The following is a 12,456-nucleotide window of genomic DNA, read 5'->3' as shown; positions in this document are numbered from 1 at the left end:
TTTCAAGAGTAAATATGGCTGCGCTGTAAGACAAAGAGAATAAAACATGGAAATAAATAACAATCAATTACTAAGATTCACTACCGCCGGGAGTGTAGATGATGGGAAAAGTACTTTAATCGGTAGACTTTTATTCGACTCTAAATCTATTTTTGAAGATCAATTAGAGTCGGTAAGCAATACCAGTGCTAAAAAAGGGCACGATGGAGTAGACCTGGCGCTATTTACCGATGGTTTAAAAGATGAAAGGGAGCAGGGAATTACAATAGATGTAGCTTACCGCTACTTTACCACGCCTAAACGTAAATTTATTATCGCCGATACCCCGGGACATATTCAATACACCCGTAATATGGTTACAGGGGCGTCAACGGCTAATGCCGCGGTTATTCTAATTGATGCACGTCACGGGGTGATAGAGCAAACAAAGAGACACTCTTTTATCGCATCTTTGTTGAATATTCCACATCTTATAGTGTGTATTAATAAAATGGATCTGGTAGATTTTTCTGAGGAAGTTTATAATAATATTGTTACCCAGTTTGAAGAATTTTCTTCCAAACTTTTAATGAAAGATGTTCGGTTTATCCCTATTAGTGCACTATTGGGTGACAATGTAGTAAATCGGTCAAAAAATACAGAATGGTACCAGGCCGGTACGTTATTAAGCACCCTTGAAACTTTACATATTAGTAGTGATATTAATAAGATTGACGCGAGGTTTCCGGTGCAAACCGTATTGCGACCCCAAAGTGAAGAAAACAGGGATTACCGTGGGTATGCGGGAAGGGTAGCCAGCGGAATTTACCGGGTTGGTGATGAAGTGGCGGTTTTACCTTCAGGATTTCAATCTAAAATCAAATCGATTAATGCCGGAGAGCAGGAGGTTAAAGAAGCCTATGCGCCAATGAGTATTTCCATGACCCTTGAAGATGATATTGATGTAAGTCGGGGTGATATGATTGTAAGAAAAAACAATCAGCCAGAAATGGAACAGGAATTTGATGTGATGTTATGCTGGTTAGCCAATGAGGCAGCTAAGCCCCGGGCAAAGTATACCATTATACATACCTCTCATGAAGAGCGGGCAATTATTAAAGAGGTGGTTTATAAAATGGATATCAATACTTTTGAAAGAGATAAATCTGACCCCCAATTAGCTATGAACGATATTGCTAGGGTTAAAATAAGGACGACAAGAAGGATGATGTTAGATACTTACCGTGAAAACCGCAATACAGGAAGTATTATTCTTATTGATGAAAATACAAACGAAACCGTTGCTGCTGGTATGGTGGTGTAGTGGTTGGTGAATTTGTGATTCGTTAATTAGTTACCAGGCCTGTGTTCGCAGATGGTTGAAATATTTTTATTTTTAAGCAAGGCATGTTGAAGGTTGCTGGAGGCCCGCCACGAATTCACAAATAAAATCAGCCGATTAGTCTGTAGTTATTAGTCCATGGGTTTCATTTCAAGTTTTGCTTTTAAAGCCCGTCATCCTGAATTTATTTCAGGATCTAAGTTGTTGATGATCCAATTGTGGATAAAGTGAAATATTTGTAGATTCTAGTAAAAATAGAAAAATTCACCTGGTTACAATTAACATGATTCTTAACGTTTTTAAAGCTTTAAGGTTTCTTTAGCAACAGCCCAATAAAGAAATTCTATCTTTGCCAGCGATAAAAAGTTAATTTAAAACCCTCGAATGACTGAGTTTCAGCAGAAATTAGAAAGTAAAAAGATTTTAGTAACCGGCGGTGCGGGATTTATTGGCTCCAATTTATGTGAAACTTTACTTAGTTTAAATGCTAAAGTTGTTTGCCTGGATAATTTTGCTACCGGGCACAAGCATAATCTTGAAGCTTTTAGAGATCACGAGAATTTTCAACTAATCGAAGGAGATATTCGTAATATTGAAACTTGTCATAGAGCCTGTGCGAATGTGGATTATGTATTACACGAAGCGGCATTAGGTTCCGTGCCGCGTTCTCTTGCCGATCCTATTACAAGTAACGAAGTCAATATTTCCGGTTTTCTTAATATGTTGGTTGCCGCCCGCGATGCGGGAGTGAAAAGATTTGTTTATGCAGCCAGTTCTTCTACCTATGGTGATTCAGAAAAACTTCCAAAAGTTGAGGACGAGATCGGTAAACCACTTTCTCCTTACGCCATTACCAAATATGTAAATGAGCTATATGCTGATATTTTTCAGGATGCTTATAACTTGGATACTATAGGACTAAGATATTTTAATGTTTTCGGTAGAAAACAAGATCCAAATGGAGCTTATGCTGCGGTAATTCCAAAATTTGTAATGCAGTTTATGAAGCATGAAAGTCCGTTGATTAATGGTGATGGCACTTATTCCCGTGACTTTACTTATATCGATAATGTAATTCAAATGAATTTACGTGCCCTGACCACGGAAAATAAAGAAGCAGTTAATGAGGTCTATAATACCGCTGTTGGTGATAGAACCAACTTAGTGGAACTTACACAATTACTAAAAAAGCACCTTTCTGAGTTTGACCCGAAAATTGAGCATGTAGAAGTAGGGCACGGACCGAATAGAGCCGGGGATATTCCACATTCTTTAGCTTCAGTAGAAAAAGCTAAAAGTTTATTGGGATATGAACCAAGCCACCGCATTGATGATGGGTTAAAGGAGGCAGTGGCCTGGTATTGGGAGAATCTTTAGTAATGGGTTTTGGCTATCGTCTATTATGAAAGATTTTGAAATATTAGAATGGGATTCTGAATTTTTTGGATTTAAAGTAGCGAAAATAGCTTCTAATATATCTGATGAACATTATCAAAAAATATTATCGCAACTTCATAAGGAAGAGGTTGAGTTGATTTATTTTAATTCCAATTTTGATGTTTCGGAATCAGAATACTATACTGTTCTTAAAATCGATGAAATTGTAGAGCTTTCTAAGGAATTAAAATTAAAAAAGGAATTCCATCCCAAAGTGAAGTTTTTTGATCAGACAATTCCTACTACTGAGATGCGAAATTTGTTGAAGCGTATAGCTCGAAGGAGTAGATTTTATTTTGATGATAAAATCCCGAATTCCAAAGTATATGAACTTTATGATATTTGGTTGGATAAATCAGTTAAGCATATTGGAGCAGATGCTGTTTTAGTGTATCAAGATGATGATGAAGTTAAGGGTTTTGCGACAATTAGATTTAGGAATAATGGAGAGGGAATTATTCCACTTATGGGGGTTGACGCTAAAAGTGAAGGTAAAGGAATATCTTTTTTGTTAATGGAAGCTATTGAGTCTTATTTAATAGAAAGAAATTGTTCAGTTTTAAAAAGTAGTACCCAATCCAGAAATTTAAAGGCCTTAAAAGTTTACGAACGTTTTGGTATTAAGTGCGAAAGGGGTTTCAATATTAATCATTTATGGAGAAAATCTATTTAGGCTAATATGAAGATACCATTCAATTTACCTTATATTACCGGGAAAGAAATTTCTTACATGTCTGAAGCTTTATCTTCTGGCCGCCAAGCGGGAAATTACACTTTTAATAAGCGTGTTAAAGATCTTTTTAAACAAAAATATAATTTGCAGGGTGTTTTTCTTACCCCTTCCTGTACAGCAGCTCTAGAGATGGGAGCTTTACTCGCTAACATTCAACCTGGAGACGAAGTTATTATGCCTTCATTTACTTTTAGTTCTACAGCAAATGCTGTTTTAATATTTGGAGCTAAACCAGTATTTTGTGAAGTAAGGGCTTCAGACATGAATATTGATGTAAATCGCATAGAGGAATTAATAACCTCAAAAACTAAAATGATCATTCCTATTGATTATGCCGGCGTTCCTTGCGACATTGAGGAAATTATGCAGATAGCTAAAAAACATGATCTTATCGTGATGCAGGACTGTGCTCAATCTTACGGTTCAATGTATAAGGGAGAGATAAGTGGTAAGAGAGCTCATATAGCCTGTTATAGCTTTCATGATACCAAAAATTTTAGTTGTGGGGAAGGTGGTGCTATAGTGGTGAATAAAACTGAATGGCGGGAGCGAGCTAGTTACATCATGGAAAAAGGTACCGATCGCAATAAAGTTATTAAAGGTTTACAAAGCAAATATTCCTGGATAGAAAAAGGTTCCAGTTATCTTCTGTCCGATATTTTAGCTGGTATGTTACTTGCTCAGTTAGAGGAGGAAGAGGAAATTAAACAGAAAAGAAAATCTATTTATGACCTTTATCTTAATGAATTAAAAAAGTATGAGGATAATGGCTACTTCACAATTCAACATTTAGAAGAGGATAAAGTGAGTAATTATCATTGCTTTTGGTTGATTTTTAATTCTAATGAAAGAAGGGAATTATTTGTGGATAAAATGGAAATAGAAGGGATTTCAGCTTATACTAGTTATATCCCCCTGCATTCTTCTAAAATGGGATTGAAGTTGGGATATATTAAAGAGGATTTGCCCTTAACTGAAGATTTGGCTTCCCGCCTGGTGCGTTTACCTCTTTATCCAGATTTGACTTCGGCAGAAATTAAACACATTATTAAAACTATTAAAGAAACTTTGGGTAAAAACTTTAAAGTTTAAGATTAATAATAACTTGTAAATAATATTAGTTTTGTTTTTTTAAATTGAATAATGGATAATAAAAAAATTGCCATAATAGGCTTAGGATATGTAGGATTACCACTGGCAAGGTTATTTGCTACCAAATATCCCGTTGTTGGATTTGATATAAACCAGGCAAGGATTAAAGAATTAATGAGTGGTCACGACTCTACTTTAGAAGTGGAAGATGACGTCCTGCAATCAGCTTTAGTTTCGAAGGAAGCATTAAAAAATGGGAAAGGCTTGTTTTGTTCCGCCGATCTTGAAGATATAGCAGATTGTAATTATTACATTATTACAGTTCCAACTCCAGTTGATAAAAATAACCGGCCAGATCTTACTCCGCTTTATAAAAGTAGCGAAACCGTTGCTAAAGTCCTGAAAAAAGGAGATATAGTAATTTACGAATCGACTGTTTATCCCGGTGTAACTGAAGATGAATGCGTACCTGTACTGGAAAAAAATAGTGGTCTTGTATTCAACGAAGATTTCTTTGTGGGATATTCTCCCGAGCGTATCAACCCGGGAGATAAAGAACATACGGTAGATAAAATTTTAAAAGTTACCGCGGGTTCAACTCCGGAAATTGGTGAAAAGGTAAATGATCTTTATGCCGAAGTAATTACTGCCGGTACGCATCTGGCTCCTACCATAAAAGTAGCTGAAGCCGCTAAGGTTATTGAAAATTCACAAAGGGATATTAATATCGCTTTCGTAAATGAATTGGCCAAGATCTTTAATATGATGGGGATAGATACCCAGGATGTTTTAGAAGCTGCAGGAACAAAATGGAATTTCCTTCCTTTTAAACCCGGACTGGTCGGTGGGCATTGTATTGGCGTAGATCCTTATTATTTAGCTCAGAAGGCCCAGGAAATAGGTTATCATCCGGAAATTATTCTCGCAGGTAGAAGAATGAACGACTCTATGGGGCAATATGTCGCTTCAGAAGTAGTTAAATTAATGTTGCAAAATGACCAGAAGGTTAAAAATGCAAATATTCTTGTATTGGGAATTACCTTTAAAGAAAATTGTCCCGATGTTAGAAATACCAAGGTGGTAGATGTTATTAAGAATCTAAAGGAATATGGGACTAATGTGACCATTTACGACCCACTTGCTAACCCTGAAGAGGTAAAGCACGAATATGGTTTAAAAACAAGTAAAGAACTTCCAAAAGAAAAGTTTGACGCGGTTGTTCTGGCTGTAGCTCATAAAGAGTTTTTGGAAATGGATCTTGATCAATTAAAAAGCGGGAATACCGTTGTTTATGATGTAAAGGGAGTGCTTGGCGATAGGTGTGATAAAAAGTTGTGAAGCTGTGACCTTGTGATGGAGTGACGGTGTGATGAATTAAAGCTGTGTCTTTGAGAAGTAGTAATGTGTGATGGAATTTTGCCATGTAACCTTTAAATTTTAATATAATGAAATCACACAGAGATTTAACCGTTTACAAAACCAGCATTGATTTAGTTGTTGATGTTTACGAAACAAGTCGGAGTTTTCCGGATGCTGAAAAATTCGGACTGACGAGTCAAATTAGAAGAGCTGCAGTTTCAATTCCGTCAAATATAGCTTGCCCTGTGTAATAAAATTTTGATAATGTTTTTTTATACTTATGTTTTATTCAGTTTAAAAGATAAAAAAATGTATACAGGCTATACATCAGATTTAGATTTAAGAATAGCGCAACATAATAAGGGGAATGTGGTTTCAACTAAAAATAGGAGACCATTAAAATTAGTTTATTATGGAGCATGTTTAAACCAAAGTAGTGCTTTGAAAAGAGAGAAATATTTAAAGACTACCTATGGTAAACGATATTTAAAGAATCGTATTAATTTCGAAGAAATAATTACACAGGGTTAAAGGAGCTGCAAGAAATAGTAAAAAGGATTTTATTAGGTTTCTTTATATTTCCTTAGGCTCCTTAGCTGAAACGGAAACTCAACTGGAAATAGCACAGATGCTGGAATTTATTAAGGAAAATAAAAAGATCGAAGAGAAAATAATATATATCAGAAGGATGATTCTGAAATTAATACAAAGTTTGAAAAAGTAATGAAGTAACGAAGTGATGCTGTGACGAAGTAACCAAGTAAAAATTGGCTCCGTTACTCCATCACAAGGTCACTCCGTTACATATAACAAGCAGATTCACTGTTTTAATAATAAACCATTACCTGATCAAAAAATAGAATATAAACATGACAAGAATTAAAAACATCTGTTGCATCGGCGCCGGTTACGTAGGAGGGCCAACAATGGCGGTAATTGCGCAAAAATGTCCTGAGATAAACGTAACGGTTGTAGATATTAATGAAGAAAGAATCGCGGCATGGAACGATGAAGATGTAGAAAATATTCCAATTTATGAGCCCGGGCTATCGGCTGTGGTAAAAGAGGCGCGAGACAGAAACCTTTTCTTCTCTACCGATGTGGACGCTGCCATAGATAAGGCTGATATGATCTTTATTTCGGTAAATACCCCTACCAAAACTTATGGAATCGGAAAAGGGATGGCAGCCGATCTTAAGTATATTGAGCTTTGTGCCCGTCAGATAGCAAGGGTTTCAAAAACCGATAAAATTGTTGTAGAGAAATCTACGCTACCGGTACGTACGGCTGAAGCCTTAAAAAATATTCTTGATAATACCGGAAACGGGGTAAATTATCAAATTCTTTCCAATCCTGAGTTTTTGGCAGAAGGAACTGCGGTGGGCGATTTAATGGAGCCGGACCGGGTGCTAATTGGAGGTGACTTGGATACAGAAGAAGGCCAGGAAGCCGTAAATGCTTTAGTGGATATCTATGCCCATTGGATACCAAGGGAACGTTTGTTAACTACAAATGTTTGGTCTTCAGAGCTTTCAAAATTGACAGCAAATGCCTTTTTAGCACAGCGGGTTTCCAGTATAAACGCGATGAGTGAACTATGCGAAAAAACGGGGGCTGATGTAAATGAAGTGTCAAAAGCCGTAGGGATGGACTCCAGGATAGGGCCGAAATTTTTAAAATCTTCCGTGGGATTTGGAGGTTCATGTTTTCAAAAAGATATTTTAAACCTGGTATATATCTCAAAATCTTTTGGTTTGAATGATGTAGCCGATTACTGGGAGCAGGTTATTTTGATGAACGATCACCAAAAAAGAAGGTTTGCTGCGAAAATTGTACAAACCTTATTTAATACCGTTTCTGGCAAGAAGATTGCATTATTGGGTTGGGCTTTTAAGAAAGATACCAATGATACCCGGGAATCTGCCGCAATTTATGTAGCAGATTACCTCTTGAACGAACAGGCGGAAATCGTGGTTTATGATCCTAAAGTGAAGACCGAGCAAATTTATGCTGACCTGGATTATTTGAACACCCGATCTTCAGAAGAAAACCGTTCGAGGGTTAAAGTGGTGAACACTTCTTATGAAGCAGCCAAAGATGCTCATGCCGTGGCGATACTAACTGAATGGGACGAATTTAAGGAGCTAGACTGGAAGAAGATCTATGACGAGATGTTAAAACCGGCATTCCTTTTCGATGGTCGTAGGTTGCTGGAAAGAAAGACTAAAGAAGATATCGGGTTTGAGTTTTATGCGATTGGGAGTTAATTCAACTTCTTGGAAAGGTTGTGAAAAATAAGTTAAGGAGAATAATTTTTACAAATGTTCAGAGATAGAATGAAAATGATTTCATAATATCGAATGAATTTCATAAGTGGAAATTTAATACGACAGTAAAAGATTAACAAGTTTTGATAAAAAAAATAATAAAAAAATACTTTGAAAGCTTTGTGTATTTCTATTCTTATTTAAGATATAGAGTATTTATTATTATAGCTTTCAGCATTTTTATAGGTGTCCTGGATGGTTTTGGCCTAACCATGTTCCTGCCTTTGCTTCAAATGGTTAGTGATTCAGCCACTGTTGATTCAAGTTCTTTAGGTAAATTAAGATTTTTGATCGATTTTTTTAGCAGCGTGGGAATACCATTAAGTCTAATGTCCATTCTAAGCATAATGTTGTTGTTTTTCTTTGGAAAAGGAATTATTCAATATTTTGCTGGAATTTATAATGTTAATGTGCGTGAATGGTTTATTAAAAAATTACGGGTTCAAAATATTAAGGGACTAAATAATTTGGCATATAAATATTTTGTGATGTCCGATGTTGGTCGAATTCAAAATACTTTAACCGGTGAGGTAGATCGCGTTGCTTCTTCGTTTATTAATTATTTCAATGCAATTCAATATGGTATTCTAGTAGTAGTATATATGGGATTTGCCTTTACTATAGATGCTAAATTTGCAGTTTTAGTTTCTGTTGGCGGGCTGCTCACAAATTTCTTATATAAAAAATTATATGTAACTACGAAAAATATTTCTCGTGCTCTTACTGGTGAGAATAATATATTTCAAAGTTTAATTATACAAAATGTGGCTAATTATAAATATTTGAAAGCTACGGGTTCTTTGAATAAATATGGAGAAAAGTTACAGAATTCAGTTTTTAAAATTCAGAAGAGCAATAAAAAAATAGGTAAGTTAGATGCTTTGCTTACTGCAGCAAGAGAACCAATTTTGATATCTGTTGTGGTATTAGTAATTTTTATACAGACATCCTTTTTAGGCTCAGATTTAGGCCCTATTTTGATAAGTTTAATTTTCTTTTATAGAGCATTAAATTATTTAATGCAGATGCAAGTTAGATGGAATAAGTTTCTTTCTGTCTCAGGATCTCTGGAAAACATGACAGTCTTCGGGAAAGAACTGAGAGTAAATAAAGAAATTAAAGGAAAAAATGATTTTGTTCAATCGATTGAAACTCTGGAACTTTCTGATATTTCATTTAATTATAATCAAACCCCAATTTTAAAGGATATTTCTTTAAAAATTCATAAAAATCAAACAATTGCATTTGTTGGAGAAAGCGGAAGCGGAAAAACTACATTGGTAAATATTATCGCAGGCTTACTGCCAATAGATCAAGGGGATTATAGATTAAACGATTCGAGTAGCCAGGACATCAATATTGATAATTTACAAAATAAAATCGGCTATATTACCCAGGATGCGGTAATCTTTAATGATACCTTATATAATAATATTTCGTTTTGGGCAGATCAAAATGAATCTAACTCGCGAAAATTCTGGAAGGCCGTTAAACAAGCGGCAATTTTTGATTTTATAAATGAGCTACCCGAAAAGGAGAATACTATTCTTGGTAATAATGGGGTGAATTTAAGCGGAGGACAAAGACAGCGTATTTCTATCGCACGGGAATTGTTCAAAGATGTGGAAATTTTGATTTTGGATGAAGCAACTTCCGCGCTTGATTCTGAAACTGAAAAAGCCATTCAGCAAAATATTGATGATTTAAAAGGTAATTATACCATATTAATTGTTGCTCATCGTATTGCTACCATAAAAAATGCTGACAGGATTGTGGTAATGAAAAATGGAAAAATATCAAATATTGGTGGATTTTACGAATTAATTGAAGAATCTCGGTATTTTAAAAAATTAGTGGAATTACAAGAAATTTAGTAATAGAAAATTTAACACTAAACTGTTATTGATATTTGTACAAAATAAAATTTTTTTATAATGAATATATTAAATTTAATAGGGAGATATAAAGGTTTATTTGAGGAAGATATCCGCTTGTATCATCAAGAAATTTGTGGGTTTATAAGTAATTTAGATGTAATATTTTGAAAAAGACACGACCTAATATTTTGATTACTCTTGTTGATTTGCATTTCGGCGGTATTTCTAATTTAGTTTTACAAACTGCTCCAGCTCTTAACGAAAGAATGAATGTCTTCGTTGTTTATTTCGGACCGAATGAAGATATGCTTGAGCGTTTTTTAAATGCAGGAATCAGAATTGAACGAATAAATTATGAAGGAAAAAAAGATGTATTATCAGCTGTCTTAAAACTAAGAAAATTTATCATTAAGCATAAAATAGATTTAGTTTCTGCCAATTTCACACCTGATAAAATAATAGTAAGTCTAACTCGTATACTGACTAAATTTCGTGTCTTGGGAACTATTCACAATGCCCAGGATAGAACCGGTGAACAAATGGTTGTAACTTGGGGAAGTAGATTTGAGGAATTTTTCAATAATTATATAGCCGATAAAATTATTGGAGTATCCAGTGCTGCAATTAGAGTGGCCAAAACGTTTAAAAATTTAAAAAATAAAAATACAGTTGTTGTTCATTCTGGTATCGAAGGTTTTTCGGACGTTTCAATTAAACAAAAGATAAAGGGTGAAACAACCATTTTTATAACGGCATGCAGGTTTACTCCAGTGAAAGGATTAAATAGAATATTACAAATATTTGAAAAGTTGAAGTATTTAAATAAAAATTGGGAATTTTGGTTAATAGGTGATGGTGAACTTATGCAAGAGCTTAAAAATGAAGTTGATAGATTAGGATTAACTAATAATGTGAAATTTATGGGGTTTCAACATCAATTACGTTTTTATTATGAAGCAGCAGATTTCTATATTAACAGTTCATATCATGAAGCATTAGGAGTTTCGTTATTAGAGGCTATGTCATTAGGTTTACCCGTAATAGGATCGGATGTTGGAGGAATACCTGAGATTATAAGGAATAGGGAGAATGGTTTTCTCGTGAATTTTAACAACATTAACTCTACCCTTAATATCTTAACGTATGCTATTGAGATGTCAGGTGTAGAATATGAACAATTTTCTGCAAATTCTATTGATACTTTTCACTCTAAATTTTCAATTGAACATTATGTAGAGAAAATGAATTACGAAGTGAAATCGTTAATTTAATTATGAAAAATAATAAAATATTATGACATTAAAAGATAAATCTATTTTAATTACCGGGGGTACTGGTTCTTTGGGAAAAGCTCTAACTAGTCACATTCTAAGATTACACCCAAATATAAAAAAAGTCGTAATTTTTTCCAGGGATGAACAAAAACAGTTCGAAATGGCCCAGGATTATCCTACAAATAAATTTCCTCAAATAAGATTTTTTATAGGAGATGTTAGGGATGAAGCTAGAGTTAAAAGGGCATTAAAGGGGATAGATTATGTAATTCACGCCGCAGCTATGAAACATGTTCCCATTGCGGAATATAATCCTATGGAATGTGTGAAAACAAATATCATGGGTGCCGAGAATATAATTAATGCCTGTTTGGAAACTGAAGTAGAACGAGTGGTAGCCCTTTCTACCGACAAAGCTGCTGCTCCTATTAATTTATATGGAGCAACTAAATTGGCTTCAGATAAATTATTTGTGGCCGCTAACAATATTACCGGGTGGAATCCAATTAAATTTTCGGTGGTGCGTTATGGCAACGTAATGGGTTCAAATGGTTCTGTCATTCCTTTTTTCCTGAAAAAGAAGAAAGAAGGGGTATTGCCCATAACAGATTCTACTATGACCAGGTTTAATATTTCCCTTCAGGGAGGGGTGGATATGGTTATGCATGCTTTAGAACATGCCTGGGGCGGAGAAATCTTTGTACCTAAAATTCCTTCTTATAAAATTTTAGATGTCGCTGAAGCCATAGGTCCGGAATGTGAAAAACCGGTAGTTGGGATTAGGCCCGGGGAGAAAATCCACGAAGAGATGATCACCGATTCAGATTCATACTATACTTATGATCTAGGAAAATATTACACTATTCTGCCGTCTACACATAAATGGAAATTGGAAGAATTTATAGAAAAATTTAAAGCGAAAAAAGTAAAACCCGGATTTCAATATAACTCAGCAGAAAATGAGGAGTGGGAATCAATAGAAGATTTGAGGAATTTAATTAAAGAACACGTTGATCCAACATTTGAAGTTTAATTT

Annotated in this window: 12 protein-coding genes; all 12 read left to right on the top strand. The window is 34.8% G+C overall.

What is annotated here, in order from left to right; all coding sequences use genetic code 11:
- Window positions 1-46: 46 nt before the first annotated feature.
- Window positions 47-1,303 carry a sulfate adenylyltransferase subunit 1 gene (locus LB465_RS12010; protein WP_224470108.1) on the top strand — a complete coding sequence of 419 codons (1,257 nt, stop codon included), beginning with the start codon at window positions 47-49 and terminating at the stop codon, window positions 1,301-1,303.
- 402 nt (window positions 1,304-1,705) lie between these two features.
- Window positions 1,706-2,698 (top strand): SDR family oxidoreductase, encoded by a 993-nt coding sequence (locus LB465_RS12005; protein ID WP_224470107.1) that lies wholly within the window; start codon window positions 1,706-1,708, stop codon window positions 2,696-2,698.
- Window positions 2,699-2,723: 25 nt separating this feature from the next.
- Entirely contained in the window at window positions 2,724-3,431 is a 708-nt protein-coding gene (locus LB465_RS12000; protein WP_224470106.1) for a GNAT family N-acetyltransferase, read from the top strand.
- Window positions 3,432-3,437: 6 nt separating this feature from the next.
- On the top strand, window positions 3,438-4,583 hold the full coding sequence (gene rffA / locus LB465_RS11995; RefSeq protein ID WP_224470105.1) for a dTDP-4-amino-4,6-dideoxygalactose transaminase: 1,146 nt from the start codon (window positions 3,438-3,440) through the stop codon (window positions 4,581-4,583).
- Between the two features lie 51 nt (window positions 4,584-4,634).
- Complete coding sequence (locus LB465_RS11990) at window positions 4,635-5,921, top strand: nucleotide sugar dehydrogenase (protein ID WP_224470104.1); 1,287 nt, start codon at window positions 4,635-4,637, stop codon at window positions 5,919-5,921.
- A gap of 107 nt (window positions 5,922-6,028) precedes the next feature.
- Window positions 6,029-6,193, top strand: a complete 165-nt coding sequence (locus tag LB465_RS11985) for a four helix bundle protein (RefSeq protein WP_224470103.1) — start codon at window positions 6,029-6,031, stop codon at window positions 6,191-6,193.
- A 13-nt stretch (window positions 6,194-6,206) separates the two neighbouring features.
- A complete protein-coding gene (locus LB465_RS11980; protein WP_224470102.1) occupies window positions 6,207-6,473 on the top strand; it encodes a GIY-YIG nuclease family protein in 267 nt (88 codons plus the stop codon).
- 31 nt (window positions 6,474-6,504) lie between these two features.
- Window positions 6,505-6,666, top strand: coding sequence for a four helix bundle protein (locus tag LB465_RS11975; RefSeq protein ID WP_224470149.1), 162 nt, complete (start codon window positions 6,505-6,507; stop codon window positions 6,664-6,666).
- Between the two features lie 145 nt (window positions 6,667-6,811).
- A complete protein-coding gene (locus LB465_RS11970) occupies window positions 6,812-8,209 on the top strand; it encodes a UDP-glucose 6-dehydrogenase (protein ID WP_224470101.1) in 1,398 nt (465 codons plus the stop codon).
- Between the two features lie 182 nt (window positions 8,210-8,391).
- Window positions 8,392-10,143, top strand: a complete 1,752-nt coding sequence (locus LB465_RS11965) for an ABC transporter ATP-binding protein (RefSeq protein WP_224470148.1) — start codon at window positions 8,392-8,394, stop codon at window positions 10,141-10,143.
- Window positions 10,144-10,310: 167 nt separating this feature from the next.
- The gene (locus LB465_RS11960) at window positions 10,311-11,417 is read left to right on the top strand and encodes a glycosyltransferase family 4 protein (RefSeq protein WP_224470100.1); all 1,107 of its coding nucleotides are present in this window, start codon (window positions 10,311-10,313) and stop codon (window positions 11,415-11,417) included.
- A 22-nt stretch (window positions 11,418-11,439) separates the two neighbouring features.
- Complete coding sequence (gene pseB / locus LB465_RS11955) at window positions 11,440-12,453, top strand: UDP-N-acetylglucosamine 4,6-dehydratase (inverting) (RefSeq protein WP_224470099.1); 1,014 nt, start codon at window positions 11,440-11,442, stop codon at window positions 12,451-12,453.
- Window positions 12,454-12,456 lie beyond the last annotated feature (3 nt).

Source organism: Salegentibacter lacus (genome assembly GCF_020164555.1).
In the GTDB taxonomy this organism is placed as follows: Bacteria; Bacteroidota; Bacteroidia; order Flavobacteriales; family Flavobacteriaceae; genus Salegentibacter; species Salegentibacter lacus.
Note: the sequence above shows the minus strand (reverse complement) of the source record. Positions and strands in the feature narration are given on the sequence as shown.